Genomic DNA, 16,727 nt, shown 5'->3' with positions numbered 1-16,727 from the left:
CGTCATCCGAACAAGGGCACCGGCGCGCCTGGCGCCGGCGGCTCGATCACGAAGAGGTCGCCGGCATGGCTCTGCGCCTGCCGGCCACGCGCATCGAGCAGGCGCTTGGTGGTCACCACCACGAGTTGGCGCAGGCCCTCGCCGGCGAAGGCGCAGGTCGTCACCTGGGTGGCGGGCAGGGGAACCGTCTCGATCGGGCGACCTGCCGGATCGTAGCGCACGATGCGCCCGCCGCCGAACTCGGCGTTCCACAGGCAGCCCTCGGCATCGAGGGCGATGCCGTCCGGCATGCCCGGCGCGGCGCTGCAATCGGCCCAGACGCGCCGCTCGGACAGGGCGCCGGTCTCGGGATCGCAGCGGAACGACCAGATCAGCCGGCGGGCGCTGTCGGCGAACAGCATGGTCTGCGGGCCGGTCCAGACCAGGGCATTGGGGATGATGATCCCGTCGAGAACGGCGGCGATCCGTCCGTCCCGTTCCATGCGGTAGAGCCGGCCGCAGGGCAACCGGTCGCGGGTCGACATGGAGCCGATCCACAGCCGGCCCTGCGGGTCGCACTTGGCCTCGTTGAGGCGGTTGTCCGGCCGGTCCGGCTCGGGGTCGACCAGGAAGGAGACCGTGCCCCGCTCGGGATCGATGCGATGGAGGCCGGTCTGGAGCCCGGCGATGAGCGCCCCATCGCGCCCGAGCACCAGGCCGCCGCCGATGGCGGGCAGGTCGAGCGTGCCGAGGGCGCGGTTGCGCCAGTCCAGGCGGTGGAGGCGCTTCTCGCTGACGTCCATGAAGAACAGGCAATCACGCGCGGCGTCCCAGACCGGGCATTCCCCGAGCTCGGTCTGGGCGGGAAAGAGCAGCTCAGCCCGGCGCGTCATGAGCCGACCTCCAGCTCTCCGGGCACGGCGACGGGCAGGCCGGCGCGGGCGGACTGCTCGGCGCAGTCGGCCAGGATCAGGGCGCGCAGCCCGTCCTCCTCGTTCGGCCGGAACGGCGTCCCACTCTCCAGCGCGGTGACGAAAGCGTCGAGCTCGGCCTCGTAGGCCTCGGCATAGCGTTCGAGGAAGAAGGGCAAGGGCCGGTCGCCGGCGATGGACGCGGCGTCGGCCTTGACTACGCTGGTGGCCTGGCGGTTGTCGAGCCGCAGCATGCCGGCCGAGCCCAGCACCTCGGCGCGCTGGTCGTAGCCATAGGCGGCGCGCCAGGACAGCGTGATGACGCAGATGGCGCCGCCGGCGGTCTTCAGCGTCACGGCTGCGGTGTCCGGGCTGCCGACGGCGGCAATGCGTGGGTCGACCAGGCAGGAGCCGGTGGCGTAGACCTCGGTCGGCTCCTCGCCCAGCAGCCAGCGCGCCACGTCGAAATCATGGACCATGGATTCGCGGAACAGCCCGCCCGAGTGCTCGATGTAAGGGATCGGCGGCGGCGCGGGGTCGCGGCTGGTCAGCACGACGAGCTCGGGACGGCCGATCTCGCCGGCGGCGAGGCGCTGCTGCAAGGCGGCGAAGCTCGGGTCGAAGCGGCGCTGGAAGCCGAGGAACAGGCTGGTCCCGGCCCGGCGCAGGGTACGGATCGCGGCGCGGGTGCGCTCGGTGCTGCGATCGATCGGCTTCTCGCAGAAGATCGCCTTGCCGCTCGCCGCCGCCCGCTCGATCAGCGTGCCATGGGTCTCGGCCGTGCTGGCGATGACCACGGCGTCGACTGCCGGATCGGCGAACACGGCCTCGGCATCGGCCGGCACGCCGCCGGCTTCGGCCGCCACCGCCGCGGCGGCCGCGCCGTCGGGGTCGACGACATGGCTCAGCCGCGCGCGCGGATGGCGGGCGATGGACCGGGCGTGGATCCGGCCGATGCGGCCGGCGCCGAACAGGGCGAGCGTGAGCATGGCCGTTTGCTCACACCAGGGCGCGCTGGTGCTTGCGCCCGGCGAGGAAGCGGCTCACGGCCTCGCGCGTCTGCTCGGCCTTGGTCGTTGCGGCGACGCCGACGTCCCACCAGACGTCGGAGCCGATCGAGCGGCCGCGCTTCTCCGCCTTGGCGACGATCACCACCGGGCCGGCGACGGAGCGCGCCTGCGCCAGCGCCGCCTGCAGGTCTTCCGGCGTATCGGCGCTGAAGGTCGTCGCGCCCATGGACCGGGCGTTGGCGGCATAGTCGACCTCGAGATAGGCCCCGTTCGGCTGGCGCTCGCCGGCGCTGCGGCGGCGGAACTCGTTGCCGAAATTCTCCGTGCCCGTCGTGCCTTCCTGCAGATCGCGGATGCACTGGTAGCCGTAATTCTCGATCACCACGACCGTGACCTTCAGCCCTTCCTGCGCCGCCGTGACCAGCTCGGTCGGCGACAGGAGATAGGTGCCGTCGCCGATGACGACATAGACTTCGCCCTGGTCGGGCCGGGCGATGCGCACGCCGAGGCCGGCCGGGATCTCGTGGCCCATGCAGGAGAAGCCGAATTCCAGGAAGCAGTCGGAGCCGGCGCCGTTGTCCCAGGCCTTGAGGATCTCGCCCGGCGGCGTGCCGGCGGCCGCGACCACCACGTCGCCGGCGCCCGCCGCCTCGTTGACCAGGCGGGTGATGGTGCCCTGGTTCATCGGCTGGCCCTGCTTATGCAGGATGTCGGCGGCATAGCGGTCCTTCCAGGCCGACACGGCCGCGCGCGCCTCCTGCCGATAGGCCGGCGATGTGGCGTAGCCCTCCGCCTTCAGCCGGCCGGCGAGCGCTTCGAGCGACAGGCGGGCATCGCCGACCACCGCGGCGGCGCCGAGCTTGTGGGCATCGGCGGCGTTGACGTTGATGCCGACGAAGCGCACGGCGGGATCGTGGAAGCCCGAGCGCGAGCCGGTGGCGAAGTCCTGCAGGCGGGTGCCGATGCAGAGCACCAGGTCGGCGCCCTCGGCGATGCGCCCGGCGGCGCCGGTGCCGGTGACGCCGGCGCCGCCCAGCAGCAGCTCGGCGTCCCGCGCGGTGCCCTTGCCGGCGAAGGTCTCGGCGACGGGAATGCCGAAGCCGTTGCAGAAGGCGACGAGCGCCGCCTCGGCCTGCGAGTAGCGCACGCCGCCGCCGGCGATGACGAGCGGACGGCGGGCTTTCAGCAGCAGCGCCGCGGCTTCGGCGATGTCGTCCTCGTGCGGCACGCGGCGGCGGATGGTCCAGGTGCGCTCCTCGAAGAAGGCGGCGGGATAGGCGAAGGCCTCGCCCTGCACGTCCTGCGGGAAGGCGATCACCACCGCGCCGGTCTCGGCCGGGTCGGTCAGCACCCGCATCGCCTCCGGCAGGGCGGTGAGGAGCTGCTCGGGCCGGGAGATGCGGTCGAAGAAGCGGCTGACCGGCCGGAAGCAATCGTTGACCGAGACCTCGGCCTCGATCGGGTGCTCGAGCTGCTGCAGCACGTTGCCGGGACGGCGATGGGCGAAGGTGTCGGAGGCGAAGAGCAGGACCGGGATGCGGTTGACGGTCGCCGTCGCCGCCCCGGTCAGCATGTTGGTCGAGCCCGGGCCGATCGAGGCGGTGCAGGCGAGCACGGACGTCCGGTTCGTCGCCTTGGCGTAGCCGATGGCGGCGTGCACCATCGCCTGCTCGTTCTTGGGCTGGTAGAACGGCAGCGCCTCGCCATACTCGTCCAGCGCCTGGCCCATGCCCGCGACATTGCCGTGGCCGAAGATGCCGAACATGCCGGCCACCAGCCGCCGGCGCCGGCCGTCGAAGGCCGAGATCTGCCGTTGCAGGTAGAGCACCGTGGCCTGGGCCGCCGTCAGCTCGAAGGATTGGGCCGGCTTGGACATTCCTGTCTCCTCGTCGTCTCAGGCCGTCGATCTGTCGACGTGCCGGGCACGCCGCCCCGACCGCTCGCCGGCGCCGGGCCGGCGAAGCGCGGCGGCTTCTCGTTGTCGGCATCTTCCCTTTTTTGCAAAGCTATGCAACTGTTCTTTTCGCATGCCGCCCGGGCGGCATGCGGGCGCGGCGACGCCGCGTCGGAGAGAATCGGCCAAAGGGCCGCAGGGAAGACATCATGAAGCGCTTCGAGGACAAGGTGGTGCTGGTGACCGGCGCCTCGACCGGCATCGGCCTCGAGACGATCCGGCGCGTCCTCGCCGAGGGCGGCACCGTCTACGCCGCCCATCGGCGCCGGACCGACGGGCTCGACCTCGGCGCCGCCCGCCCGCTGCATCTCGACGTCACCGACGAGGCCGACTGGGGGCGGGCGATCGAGACGGTCACGGCCGAGGCCGGCCGCCTCGACGTGCTGGTCAACAATGCCGGGGTGCGCGAGAGCGGCACGGTGGAGGAGACCAGCCTGGCGCTCTGGCACCATCTCATCGACACCAACCTGACGAGCGCCTTCCTCGGCTGCCGCGCCGCGGTGCCGGCGCTGCGGCGGGCCGGCGGCGGGGCGATCGTCAATGTCGGCTCGATCACCGGCATCCGCGGCACCGAGGGCATGGTGGCCTACAGCGCCTCCAAGAGCGGCCTCGTCTCGATGACGGCCTCGCTGGCGCTCGACCTCGCGCCCGACAAGATCCGCGTCAACTGCGTCTGCCCGGCGGCGATCCGCACCCGCATGGTCACGACCTGGCTCGCCGCGGCGCCCGACGAGGCGGCGGCCGAGCAGGCGGTGCTCAGGAAGCATCCGATCGGCCGCATCGGCGAGCCGCACGAGGTGGCTGGTGTCATCGCCTTCCTGGCCAGCGCCGACGCCTCCTTCATGACCGGCCTCACCATTCCCGTCGATGGCGGCCGCAGCATCCGCTGAGCCGCAGGCCGCGCCGACGACATCCCGGGCTTTCCCTCCGCCGCCGGCGGGCGGATGCCTTGCCCGGCCCCTGCCAGACCCAACGAGGTACATCCGTGGAACGCATAAGGTTCGGAATCATCGGCTCCGGCTACATGGCCAAGATGCACAGCCTGGCGCTGCGCAATATCGGCGCCTTCCTGTGGCCGGACCTGCCGGCCATCGAGATGGTGCGGATGGCCGATATCGTCGCCGAAGCCGCCCGCGAGGGGGCGCGGCGCTGGGGCTGGGCCGACCACACCACCGACTGGAAGCGGGTGACGCGGGGCGAGGACATCGACGTGGTCATCGTCATCACGCCGAACGACAGCCATGCCCAATATGCCATCGACGCCTTCGAGCACGGCAAGCACGTGTTCTGCGAGAAGCCGCTCGCCAACACGGTGGAGGCGGCGGAGCGCATGGCGCGCGCCGCCCGGCAGTCGGGCAAGGTCAACGTCGTCAACTTCTCCTACAGGACCTGGCCGGGGATCGAGTTCGCCCGCAAGCTGATCGCCGACGGCGAGCTCGGCGATCTCCTGCATTTCGAGGGGCATTTCTTCCAGGACTATGCCGCCGATCCGGCGCTGCCCTTCGCCTGGCGCTTCGACAAGGCGGTCGCCGGCGGCGGGGCCTTCGGCGACATCGGCTCGCATATCATGGACATCGCCTGCGCGCTGATGGGGCCGGTGGAGGCGATCGCCGCCCGCACCCGCCGCTTCTACGAGACCCGCCCGCAAGGCAGCCCGTCGGCCAGGCCCGTGACGGTCGACGACCTCACCGCGACGCTGGTGCAGTTTGCCAGCGGTGCGGTCGGCTCGGTGCACGCCTCCTGGGCCGCGACCGGCCACAAGTCCGATCTCGGCTTCACCGTGATCGGGACGAAGGGCTCGCTCAAGTTCACATGGGAGCGCAACAACGAGCTCGAGTTCTTCTCCGCCGCCGATCCGCAGACGACCGGCGGCTTCCGCCGCATCATGCTCGGCGGCATCCACCCGGAGGCGGCGCCGTTCTGGTACGCGCAGGGCCAGGGACTCGGCTATGGCGAAGCCTTCGTCATCACCGCGCGGCGGGCCATCGAGGCTGTGATGCGCAACGACACCAAGGCCAGCCCGAGCTTCGAGGAGGCCCTGCACGTGTCGCAGGTGATCGACGCCGCCTACCGCGCCGCGGAGACGGGGGAATGGGCGAGCGTGCCGGTGTCGGAGGCGTTCCGCGCGGGGTGAGGGGGCGGTCGGAGAGCTTTCTCCGGCGAGATCGGCTGTGATCTCGCCGAAACGTGGCGAGGATGGTTGGTACCTGCCGGTTACCCGTTCCTGAACTACCTGTGTGCGCGTGGATGGGCGGATCAAGTCCGCCCATGACGGTCGAGCGTGGAGCCGTCCTCTTCGCGTCATCCTCGACGGTTCCGTCATGGCCGGACTTGATCCGGCCATCCACGCGACCACCACCTCGCAGGAGAGACGTGCTGACTTCGCAGCCACTTCGTTTGCAGCAATTTGCAAAGCAATGCAAAGTATGATTAAGCTCGATTCAACAGCTTCATCGCGGAAAAGATGAATATTTTTCCGAAAAATCGAGGGGAGGAGTAAATGGCTAACTATGCAACGATGCGATCTGGCCTGCGCGCCACGGCCCTGGCGCTGAGTCTCGGCGTGATGCTGGCGACGCCGGCGCGGGCGGAGAAGGTCGAGCGCTTCTATCTCGGCGTCGGCTCCACCACGAGCGAGTACTGGGCCGACGTGGCGCTCGGCGCCAAGGCCGTCGCCGAGTCCGTCGGCGGCAAGGTCCAGGTCCTCGCCAGCGACTTCCAGGGCCAGAAGCTGCTGCAGCAGTTCGGCGCCATCTTCGCGGCCGGCTGCGCCCGCTGCGTCGTGGTGGTCGACCCGGCCTCCAACGCCTTCACCAAGGCGCTGGTGCAGCGTGCGGCCGATGCCGACGCCTCGATCATCACCCTGTGGAACCGCCCGGAATCGATCCATCCCTGGGACACGGCCTCGCCGAACTGGGTCGCCAACACCTCCTTCGACGGGGTCGACTCCGGTTACCGCAACGGCATGGCCCTGTGCAAGGCGCTGGGCGGCAAGGGCAACATCGTGGCGCTCGGCGGCATCCCGGACAACCCGCCGGCCAAGCAGCGCCTCGCCGGCCTCGCCAAGGCGCTCGCCGAATGCCCCGGCATGAAGCTGCTCGACACCCAGGTCGGCGACTGGGACACGACCAAGGGGCAGAACCTGGTCCGCGCCTGGCTGGCACGTTACGGCGGCGATCTCAACGGCATCTTCTCCGCCAATGACGGCATGGCGATCGGCGCGGTCGCGGCCCTGCGCGAGAAGGGCCTCAACGGCAAGATCCCGGTCACCGGCTCGGACGGGTCGAGCGATGCCATCAAGCTCGTCGCCAGCGGCGACATGCTGTCGACCATCAAGGTCGATGCGGTCGGGCAGGGCGCGGTGACCGCGGCGCTGGCCTATGCCGCCGCCTCCGGCGACGTCGACGTGGCCAAGCTCACCGAGGCCCAGCGCGACTTCTGGCTGCAGCAGACCCTGGTGACGAAGGACAACGCCGCCGCCATCCTGGCCGCCAAGCCTGACCTCGCCGACTACACCTACGCCAGGATCAAGGCGAACTTCTGGGCGACCTCGCCCGGACAGATCCCGCCCGGCGCCAACAAGTGACCGATCCGATGCAGGTGCAGGCCGAGAAGGGTCTCATCTCGTCGGGCGCCTGGCCGCGCCGACCCGCCGGCGCCGGGGCGTCGCGGCGCCGGGCGGCACCGGGGCTCGCCGACTGGGGGCCGGCGGCGGCGCTCGCGGTGCTCGCCGCGGCGTTCTCGGTCGCCAGCCCGCATTTTGCCAGCCTGGCCAACCTGCAGGCCATCCTGGAGGCGAGCGCCGTGCCGCTGATCCTGGCCGTCGGCATGACCTTCGTCATCCTGCAGGGCTCGATCGACCTCTCCGTCGAGGGTGTCACGGCGATGACCGGCATCGGCCTGTCGCTGCTGGTGGCCAATTCCAGCACGATGCTGGCGCTCGGCTGGTGGGGCGTCGCCGCGGCCCTGGCCGGCGGCCTCGCCTTCGGTCTCGTCAACGGGGTGCTGCATCACGCCCTGCGCATGCCCTCGCTGATCGTGACGCTCGCCACCTGGTTCGTCGGCCTCGGCATCGCGGCGCTGCTGTTCCCGGCCCGCCAGCCGCAGATCCTCGATGCCTCGCTGCTCGCCCTGTCGACGACCAAGGTCGCCGGCCTCTCACCGATCGTCTACGGCGCCGCGGCGGTGGTCGTCCTTGGCGTCGTGGCGCAGCGGATGACGCGCTTCGGGCGGCTCAGCTACGCCATCGGCGAGGACGAGAGTCTGGTGCGTCTTGCCGGCCTGCCGATCGGGCGCGTCAAGATCGCGGCCTATGCGATCTCGGGCCTTGCGGCGGCGCTCGCCGGCGTGTTCCTGACCAGCCAGATCGGCGTCGGCAACCCCACCGCCGGCCAGAACTTCCTCTTCCCCGCGATCAGCGCCGCGGTCATCGGCGGCACGCTGCTGAGCGGGGCCCGCGGCGGCGTGCTGCACTCCGCCGTCGGCGTCCTGATCCTGCAGGTGCTCGAGAACGGCATGGTGCTGGTGGGCGCCAGCCCGCTGATCCAGCAGATCATCGAGGGCGCCGCCATCATGCTCGCCGTCGCGATCGGCGGCTATCCCCTGATCCGCAAGCTGAGGGTGGTGAAATGACGCCCGTCGTCGCGCTCAGCGGCATCGTCAAGCGCTTTCCCGGCGTGCTCGCGCTCGACCGCGTCGATGTCGACCTCTTCCCGCGCGAGGTGCTGGGCCTGATCGGCCAGAACGGCTCGGGCAAGTCGAGCCTGGTCAAGACCATCGCCGGCGTGCACCAGCCCGACCAGGGCGAGATGCGCCTGCGCGGCCGCCCGGTCCGCCTGTCCTCGCCGCGTGAGGCCTGCGGCCTCGGCATCGGCATGGTCCACCAGGAGCAGTCGCTGGTCGGGGCCCTGACCGTCGCGGAGAACATCTTCCTGGACAAGCCGACCGATTTCCACGGCTTCGGCTGGATGCGCTGGCGCCGCCTGTTCGACGCGGCCCGGCGCCAGCTCGACAAGATCGAGCTCGACGTGGCGCCGGACGTGCCCGTGGCGACGCTCGGCTTCGCCCAACGCCAGATGGTCGAGCTCGCCAAGGTGCTCGCCATCGAGGAGACGGTCGAGGGCGAGATCGTCGTGCTGTTCGACGAGCCGACCTCGGTGCTCGGCCGCTCCGATATCGAGGCGCTGTTCCGCCAGGTGCGCCGGCTCGGCAGCCGCGCCTCGGTGGTGTTCATCTCGCACCGCATGGACGAGGTGCTCGACATCTCCGACCGCGTCTACGTGCTCAGCGACGGGGTGAAGGTCGCCGAGCGCCGGCGCGGCGAGACCGATCCGGACGAGCTCTACGAGCTCATGGTCGGGCGCCAGCGCCTCGTCGAGGATCGCGCCGCCGCGCCGCGCCGGCCGCCGCCGGCGCCGCTTCTGGAGATGCGCGGCCTCGGCGTCCCCGGCCGCGTGCACGGGGTCGACCTTCGTGTCGGCGCCGGCGAGATCGTGGCGCTGATCGGCGTGCAGGCGTCCGGCGCCGAGGAGCTCTGCCGGGCGCTGTTCGGCCTGCACGAGCGCGTCACCGGCACGATCGCGCTGGAGGGGCGCTCCGTGCGCATCCGCGGGCCGATCGACGCCATCGGGCTCGGCATCGGCTACCTGCCGGCCGAGCGCAAGGCCGAGGGCATGATCGCGGGCCAGAGCATCGCCGAGAACATCGCGCTGACCTTCGGCCTGGGCTGTGGCCGGGGCGGGATGATCATCGACCGCCGGCGCGAGCGGCGCGAGGCCGAGCGCTGGGCCGACCGCCTGCGCCTGAAGGCCCCCGGCATCGGCGAGCGCATCGACCGGCTGAGCGGCGGCAACCAGCAGAAGGCGGTGCTCGCCAAGTGGCTGCTCGGCGCGAACCTGAAGCTCCTGGTGCTCGACCATCCGACCCGCGGCCTCGATCCCGGCGCCCGCGCCGACCTTTTCGCCGCCATGCGCGACCTGGCGGCCGGCGGCCTCGCCATCCTGATGATCGGCGACACGCTGGACGAGGTGCTGTCGCTCGCCGACCGCCTGCACGTGATGCGCGACGGCGCCGTCACCAGGAGCTTCGACGACCTCGCCGCGCATCCGCCGGCGGAGGAAGACGTTGTGCGGGCGATGGTGTGAGAGGGGGCGTGGATGCTGTGTCGAGCCATAGTCCGGCGATTCCGGAGCGGTGGAGGCCGCTCGGGCGGTCTCCGGGTTGGGAATCGCGGCAGGACGCGTGCTGGCGGCTGCCCCACCCGCTGCCGTCATGGCCGGGCTCGACCCGGCCATCCACGCGACCTCGACCTGAGTCCATCTTGGCGCCGACACGGGTGGGTGCCTGTGTTGTCGTCCGGAGGTGTTCGCGTGGATGGCCGGGTCGAGCCCGGCCATGACGGCGTGGTTCCTGGGCGAAAGCTCCCACCGACGCCGCGGCTGCCACGAGTGGTCCGCCCCTTGCGCCACCGGGAACGGCGGGGCCGCCCGCCTTGCCTCCTCGCAAGCACCATGGAACGATCATGGAGGACGTCATGACTCCAACTGCAGCCCGCCCCGGCCCACCGCGCACCGGCGAGCGCCTGCGCGCCCTCGGACCGGGCCTCGTGCTTCTCGCCATCGTTGCCGGCGTCGCGGTCTGGGCGCCGGGCATCCTGGCACCGCGGGCGCTGGCGGGCTTCTCGGTCGACGCGGCGCCGCTGCTGCTTCTGGTGTTCGGGGCGAGCCTGCCGATCCTGCTCGGCGGCATCGACCTCTCCATCGCGGCGATGGCCTCGCTCGCGGGGGTGATGGCCAGCCTCCTCACGCCGAGCCTCGGCTCCGCCGCGGTGCCGGTGATCCTCGCCGGCGCGGCGCTGGTCGGGGCGTTGCAGGGCGCCTTGCATGCGCGGCTGCAGATGCCCTCCTTCGTGGTGTCGCTCGGCACGCTCGGCATCCTCTCGGGCACCGCGCTGGTGGTCACAGACGCCACGGCCCTGCCGATCGAGCCGGGCTATCGCCTGATCGACGTGCTGGCCGAGCGCACGGCCGGCGTGCCCAACGCGGTGATCCTGGTGATGGTGGTCTGGCTCGCCCTGGTGCTGGCCCTGCGCTATCTCCGGTTCGGCCGCTCCGTCTACGCCATCGGCGCGGCCGAGCTGCCGGCGATGATGTCGGGGGTCGGGAGGACCCGCACCCGCGTCCTCGCCTATGCCGCGTCGGCGGCCTGCGCGGCCCTGGCGGGACTGCTGCTGGTCTCCCAGACGCTGTACAGTGCCCCGACCCTGGCGCAGAACCTGCTGCTGCCGGCGATCGTCGGCGTGATCGTCGGCGGTACCGCCATCTCAGGCGGCGTCGGCGGCATGGGGGCGAGCCTCATCGGCGGGCTGATCGCGGTGGCGGTGCGCATCGGATCGGTCGTGCTGGGCTTCGATCCGGCGGTGCAGAACATCGTCTTCGGTGCCGTGATCCTGGTCGCCGTGGCGGCCACGATCGACCGCGGCAAGATCGGTGTGGTGAAGTAGGGGGATGGTCAGCGAGCTTTCGCGGGAGCGGGCAAGGTCAGAGAAAACCGAGATGGCTGCAGCTCCAGCGGGTAGTCATGGACGGGCTTGTCCCGTCCATCCACGCGAACACCGGCGGATGCGATAGCAAATGCAGCCGAAACCGCGTCGAAAATTGACCTTCGTCGCGTTCGCGTGGATGGACGGGACAAGCCCGTCCATGACGGTCGAGGCTGTCGATCTCTGTCGGGCCTCCTTCCGCAACCGCCCTGCTACAGCAAGGTCCGCCCGCCATTCACCGCGATCTTCTGCCCGGTGATGAAATCCGCCTTGTCCGAGGCCAGGAACGCCACCATGGCCGCCACGTCGCCGGGCCCGCCGAAATGGCCGAGCGGCACGCGCTCGCGGTACCAGTCCAGCTGCGCCTGCGTCGCCCCGGCATGGCGCTCGACCGGAATCCAGCCGGGCGCGACCAGGTTGACGGTGATGCCCTCGGGCGCGAGCTCGGTGGCCCAGGAGCGGGTCATGCTCAGCATGGCGCCCTTGGCGGAGGCGTAGTTGCCGAAATAGGGGTTGCCCAGCTCGGCGACCTCGGAGCCGATATTGATGACGCGGCCGCTCTTGCGGCGGCGCCAGTCCGGCAGCACGGCCTTGAGCAGGATCAGCGGCGCCTTCACGAAGAATTCGAGCTGGTCGAGATAGGTCCGCCAGGACTGCTCCATCAGTGGCATTTCCGGCTGCGGCCCGGTGGCGTTGTTGACGATGAGGTCGACCGGGCCGAGCTCGCGCGCGATCGCATCGAGGCCGGCGGTCACGGCTTCCTCGTCGGTGACGTCGAAGCGGGCCGGGGCGGCGGTGCCGCCGGCGGCGCGGATCGCCTCGACCACCGCGCTCGCGCGGTCCGCCGCCTGGACGAAGTTGACCGCCACCGCCCAGCCGTCGGCGGCGAGCGCCTTGGCCATGTCCGCCCCGAGGCTGCGCGAGCCGCCGGTCACGAGTGCAACTTTCATGGTCTCTCTCCTTGGTCAGGCAGGGGCCCTGACCGCGGCCGCCAGGGCGGCCGCGCCGCGGATCAGGAAGGTGTGGTCGGATTCCAGGAGGAACAGGCTGACCCCGAGCCCGCGCCAGCGCGGCACCTCGGCGAGGTCGGGCACGAACATGCCGACCGCCCGGCCGGCGCCGAGGCCGGCGGCGCAGATGCGCTCGGCCGCGGCGATCACCACGGGATCGGCGGCGCTCGCGGCGCCATAGGACACGGCGAGGTCGGCTCGGCCGATGAACAGGCAGTCGAGGCCCGGCTCGGCGGCGATCGCCTCGATCGCCTCGACCGCCTCGGCATCCTCGATCTGCGCCACCACCACGGTGGCGGCCCGGGAGGCGGCGAGGTGCTGCGGCATCTTTGTGCGCGTGTAGTTCGCGGCCCGGGAGGAGCCGGCATACCCGCGCCCGCCCGGACCGTAATGGGCGGCGCGGGCGATCGTCGCGGCCGAGGCGCCGTCGACCACATGCGGCACCACCACGCCGGTGGCGCCGAGGTCGAGGGCGTTGAGGATGGTCTCGGGCGCCGCGCTCGGGACGCGCACCAGCACCGGCATGGCAAGGGCGCGGCAGGCGAGCACCGCGGCGTCGAGGTCGCCGCGATCGAAGGGCGCGTGCTCGGCGTCGAGGCAGAGGAGGTCGAGCCCGGTGCCGGCGAGCACTTCGGCAACGATGGCCGAGGGCGTCTTCACCCAGGTGCCGACCAGCAGGTCCCGCGCCGCGAGGCGCTGCTTCAGCGGCACGGTCATGATCCCGCCCGCCCGCCGCCGGCGCCGAGCACCTCGGGATTGATCACGGTCGGCGGCACGGCTCCGCCCAGCACCGCCAGCACGCTGTCCGTGGCGGAGATGGTCATGCGGCGGATCGATTCGTGGCTGAGCCCGCCGATATGGGCGGAGCAGACCAGGTTGGGGATGCCGGCGAGCCGCTCCTCGCCCGGCGGCTCCTCCTCGAACACATCGAGCCCGGCGCCGGCGATGGTGCCGCGACGCAGCGCCTCGAACAGGGCCGACGTGTCGACCAGGGGCCCGCGCGCGGTGTTGATGAGCAGCGCCGTCGGCTTCATCCGCGCCAGCGCGGGCGCATCGATGAGGTGGCGCGTCTCCGGCAGCAGCGGCGCGTGCAGGGAGACGATGTCGGCGACGGCGAGCAGGTCCTCGAGGCTGTCGAGCCGCCGGGCGCCTTCGAGGTCGGGCGCCTGCCGGTCGAAATAGACGATCGACACGTCGAAGCCGCGAAGGCGCCGCGCCACCGCCCGGCCGATGGTGCCGGCGCCGACGAGGCCGACGGTCTTGCCCGGCAGCTCCGAAGGCGTGTGCGCACCGACCCGGTCCCAGCGGCCGGCCTTGACCGCGCCGTCCTGCGGCACGACGCGGCGGATGAGCGCCAGGATCAGGGCGAGGGTCTGGTCGGCCACCGGCTCGGCGTTCATGCCGGGGGTGATCGAGACGGCGACGCCGTGCCGGGCTGCCGCAGCCGCGTCGATCGAATCCGTGCCGACGCCGATCCGGGCGATGATCCGGAGCCTCGGATTGGCGGCCAGCACCCGGGCGGTGAAGGGATCGGTCGAGACGATGGCCCCGACGGCGTCGCCCGACAGGGCGATCAGCTCGTCCTCGCTGCGGGCGCCGAGCTTGGGCGCCAGGATCAGCTCGTGGCCGGCCGCGACCAGGCGGCCGCCTGTCTCCGGATCGTCGGCGGAGTAGCCCGGCCAGCTGACGAAGATGCGCGCGCTCACGACTGGGCCTCCAGATTGCGATAGGCGATGTCGACCGCCGCCCGGCGGCGGCTCGAGTCCAGGATCGCCTCGACCACCTCGGCGCAGTAGTAGCCGTCGCGGAAGGTGGCGCCGATCGGCGCCACCGCATGCAGGCCGGCGACGGCGCCGAGGATGTGCATCGCCTCGTGCGAGAACGTGTCGACCCAGCCGAGGGGATGGCCGGCCGGGAACCAGTTCGGCTGGTAGGGATCCTCGGCGCGGATCACCGGGATGGTGCGGAAGGCGCGGTCGGGGCCGGCGACGCGCAGCTCGTTCAGCGCCTGCATCGAGAATTGCAGCGAGCCCTTCGAGCCGTCGACCTCGATGCGGCTGGTGACGAGATGCCCGCCGGCGACCCGCGAGGCTTCCAGCACGCCGACGGCGCCGTTGTCGAACTCGAGGATGGCGGCGAAGAGGTCGTCGGTCTCGATGGCCTGTCCGGCCGAGTCCTGCGCCACGGCGACGCGGGTGAGGCCGCTGGCCCGGACGGGGTCGGAGCCGAGGAGGAAGCGCGCCGCGTCGATATGGTGCGAGCCGAGGTCGCCGAGCGCCCCGGCGCCGGCGGCGGCCGCATCGTCGCGCCAGCCGCGCCGGCGCTGCGTGTCGAGGGCGGAGGACACCAGGAAGTTGGAGCGGACATGGTGGATGGCACCGAGCTCGCCCGACTGGATCAGGGTGCGGGCCAGCTGCAGCGCCGGGAAGAAGCGGTAGTTGAAGGCGCACATGTGCCGGACACGGGCGGCCTCCGCCTCCTGCCACAGGCGGAAGGCGTCCGCCGCGGTCGGGCCGAGCGGCTTCTCGCAATAGACGTGCTTGCCGGCGCGCGCGGCGGCGATGGTCGGCTCGACATGCAGGCTGTTCGGCCCGGCATTGTCGACCAGCGTGACGGCGGGGTCCTCGACGATGCTGTGCCAGTCGGTCGTCGCCCGCTCCCAGCCATAGCGCTCGCGCGCCTCCTCCAGGCGCGCCGCATCGCGGCCGTAGATCGCCACCAGCCGGGGGCGGGGCACCTCGGGCGGCGCGATGGCGGCGACGTCCCTGTAGCCCAGCGAGTGCGACTTGCCCATGAAGGCATAGCCGATCATGCCGATCCCGACGGGTTGCGTCATCGTTCCTCCTCCCATGATCGAGCCGCGGAACCCTCGGAAGCGCCGGCGGCGGCTGGGGCGCTGCCGCCGGCGAAGTCTTGGGAGGAATCCCGCCGAAGCCGGTCGTGCGCGGCTCGGATGTCGATTTGAATAGCTTTGCAAAACGGAAAGATCAACCCCCGTGAGGGAGGCACCGCCGGTCTCCGTTCGCCGCAACCGCTGCGTCATGGCCGGGCTTGACCCGGCCATCCACGCGAACACGGACCGAGCCGGTTATGCTCGATCCCGATCCGATCGTGCACGACCATTCATTGCGTCCCCACCACGCCCTCACTCCGGGCGGCGGGTGCTGCCGCGCTCGATCAGCGGAACGGGGACGAGCTGCAGGGCGCCGCCGGACTGCTGCTCGCCCGAGATCATGCGCTCGAGGATGGCGAGGGCCTCGGAGACCATGCGCGGCCCGTCCTGGCGCAGGGTGGTGAGGTCGTGGCTCGGCCAGGAGGCGGCGGGAATGTCGTCGAATCCGGCGACCATGATGTCCTCCGGCACCCTGAGGCCGAACCTCGAGCGGCAGGCCTCGACGGTGGCGATGGCCATCAGGTCGTTGGCGCAGAAGATGGCGTCCGGCCGCTCGCCGCTGCCGAGGAGCTCGCAGGCCGCGGTGAAGCCTTCCTCGTAGCGGAAATTGCCGTAGGCGATGCGGACGTCGCGTTCGCCGCGCTCGATCAGCTCGCCGACGAACCCGGCCAGGCGGTCCTCGTTGGCCATGTTGCCCTTCTTGCCGGCGATGTAGCCGAAGCGCCTGGCGCCGCGGCGCACGAACAGGGCGGCGATCTCGCGCCCGCCCGCGACATTGTCGCTGCAGACCGAGGCGACCCACTGGTTGCGCACCTTGCCGTTGAACAGCACCACGGGCACGCTCATCTTGGCGCAGCTCTCGGCCGCCTCGGGCGAGATGATGGACAGGGCCGAGATGATGCCGTCGACACGGAATCCGAGGATCTTCGGGATGATCTCGTCGATATATTCGCCATGGTCGACCGAGAACAGGAGGACGTTGCTGCCGTTCTTCTGGATCTCGCGGGAGAACAGCTCGACGATCCCGGCATAGAACGGGTTGTACAATCCGCCGCTGACGATGGCGATCAGCGAGGATTTGTGGGTGAGCATGATGCGTGGGATGACGCTCGGCCGATAGCCGAGCTCCTCGGCCGCGGCGATCACCTTCTTGCGCGTCTTGGCCGAGACGCTCGCTCCTTCCGTGAAGGCGCGCGACACCGCGGCCTGGGATACGCCGGCGAGGCGGGCGACGTCGATGGAGGAGGAGTATTTCTTGCGGGGCGGCCCGTTCCTCGGGGGGCGGGGGGGCTTGTCGGTGCCGCTCACACGCTGTCTCCTGAAGGCCCCGATCCGGGCCGGCGCAGCATTATGCACGATGCCGGGCGCAATGCATACCGATGCAGGCAAGGCCGGGCGCGGCCTCTTCGGCCCGCCCGGCTCCCGCCGCG

General features: G+C 71.3%; 14 protein-coding genes. 6 read left to right on the top strand and 8 right to left on the bottom strand.

The window, feature by feature from the left end:
• Positions 1-2: 2 nt before the first annotated feature.
• Genes QO011_RS35090 through iolD form a run of 3 tightly spaced genes read right to left on the bottom strand, consistent with a single transcriptional unit; the run spans position 3 to position 3,776 of the window.
• A complete protein-coding gene (locus QO011_RS35090) occupies positions 3-872 on the bottom strand; it encodes an SMP-30/gluconolactonase/LRE family protein (protein WP_307282906.1) in 870 nt (289 codons plus the stop codon).
• Positions 869-1,879: an inositol 2-dehydrogenase gene (gene iolG / locus QO011_RS35085; RefSeq protein WP_307282903.1), complete on the bottom strand. Its 1,011-nt coding sequence runs from the start codon at positions 1,877-1,879 to the stop codon at positions 869-871. Before iolG ends, QO011_RS35090 begins: the two co-directional genes overlap by 4 nt.
• A 10-nt stretch (positions 1,880-1,889) precedes the next feature.
• Complete coding sequence (iolD, locus tag QO011_RS35080; protein ID WP_307282900.1) at positions 1,890-3,776, bottom strand: 3D-(3,5/4)-trihydroxycyclohexane-1,2-dione acylhydrolase (decyclizing); 1,887 nt, start codon at positions 3,774-3,776, stop codon at positions 1,890-1,892.
• A 227-nt stretch (positions 3,777-4,003) separates the two neighbouring features.
• Between iolD and QO011_RS35075 the strand changes: the two genes are divergently transcribed.
• From QO011_RS35075 to QO011_RS35050, 6 genes are all read left to right on the top strand, one after another.
• A complete protein-coding gene (locus tag QO011_RS35075; protein WP_307282897.1) occupies positions 4,004-4,744 on the top strand; it encodes an SDR family NAD(P)-dependent oxidoreductase in 741 nt (246 codons plus the stop codon).
• A gap of 95 nt (positions 4,745-4,839) precedes the next feature.
• On the top strand, positions 4,840-5,988 hold the full coding sequence (locus QO011_RS35070; protein WP_307282893.1) for a Gfo/Idh/MocA family protein: 1,149 nt from the start codon (positions 4,840-4,842) through the stop codon (positions 5,986-5,988).
• Between the two features lie 366 nt (positions 5,989-6,354).
• Positions 6,355-7,440: a sugar ABC transporter substrate-binding protein gene (locus tag QO011_RS35065; protein ID WP_307282891.1), complete on the top strand. Its 1,086-nt coding sequence runs from the start codon at positions 6,355-6,357 to the stop codon at positions 7,438-7,440.
• The gene (locus QO011_RS35060; RefSeq protein WP_307282889.1) at positions 7,437-8,486 is read left to right on the top strand and encodes an ABC transporter permease; all 1,050 of its coding nucleotides are present in this window, start codon (positions 7,437-7,439) and stop codon (positions 8,484-8,486) included. The genes QO011_RS35065 and QO011_RS35060 overlap by 4 nt, the downstream gene beginning before the upstream one ends.
• Positions 8,483-9,997 (top strand): sugar ABC transporter ATP-binding protein, encoded by a 1,515-nt coding sequence (locus QO011_RS35055; RefSeq protein WP_307282887.1) that lies wholly within the window; start codon positions 8,483-8,485, stop codon positions 9,995-9,997. Before QO011_RS35060 ends, QO011_RS35055 begins: the two co-directional genes overlap by 4 nt.
• 389 nt (positions 9,998-10,386) lie before the next feature.
• On the top strand, positions 10,387-11,355 hold the full coding sequence (locus QO011_RS35050) for an ABC transporter permease (RefSeq protein WP_307282884.1): 969 nt from the start codon (positions 10,387-10,389) through the stop codon (positions 11,353-11,355).
• Positions 11,356-11,606: 251 nt separating this feature from the next.
• Here the strand turns inward: QO011_RS35050 and QO011_RS35045 are convergent, their stop codons facing one another.
• The 5 genes from QO011_RS35045 to QO011_RS35025 form a co-directional block, all read right to left on the bottom strand.
• Complete coding sequence (locus tag QO011_RS35045; protein WP_307282881.1) at positions 11,607-12,344, bottom strand: SDR family oxidoreductase; 738 nt, start codon at positions 12,342-12,344, stop codon at positions 11,607-11,609.
• Between the two features lie 15 nt (positions 12,345-12,359).
• Positions 12,360-13,121 (bottom strand): HpcH/HpaI aldolase family protein, encoded by a 762-nt coding sequence (locus tag QO011_RS35040; RefSeq protein ID WP_307282879.1) that lies wholly within the window; start codon positions 13,119-13,121, stop codon positions 12,360-12,362.
• Positions 13,118-14,110 (bottom strand): phosphoglycerate dehydrogenase, encoded by a 993-nt coding sequence (locus QO011_RS35035; protein WP_307282877.1) that lies wholly within the window; start codon positions 14,108-14,110, stop codon positions 13,118-13,120. The genes QO011_RS35040 and QO011_RS35035 overlap by 4 nt, the downstream gene beginning before the upstream one ends.
• A complete protein-coding gene (locus QO011_RS35030) occupies positions 14,107-15,240 on the bottom strand; it encodes a Gfo/Idh/MocA family protein (protein WP_307282874.1) in 1,134 nt (377 codons plus the stop codon). Before QO011_RS35030 ends, QO011_RS35035 begins: the two co-directional genes overlap by 4 nt.
• 309 nt (positions 15,241-15,549) lie before the next feature.
• Positions 15,550-16,605 (bottom strand): LacI family DNA-binding transcriptional regulator, encoded by a 1,056-nt coding sequence (locus tag QO011_RS35025; RefSeq protein ID WP_307282872.1) that lies wholly within the window; start codon positions 16,603-16,605, stop codon positions 15,550-15,552.
• Between the last annotated feature and the right edge of the window lie 122 nt (positions 16,606-16,727).

Origin of the sequence: Labrys wisconsinensis (genome assembly GCF_030814995.1) — a bacterium.
Classification (GTDB): domain Bacteria; phylum Pseudomonadota; class Alphaproteobacteria; order Rhizobiales; family Labraceae; genus Labrys; species Labrys wisconsinensis.
Note: the sequence above shows the minus strand (reverse complement) of the source record. Positions and strands in the feature narration are given on the sequence as shown.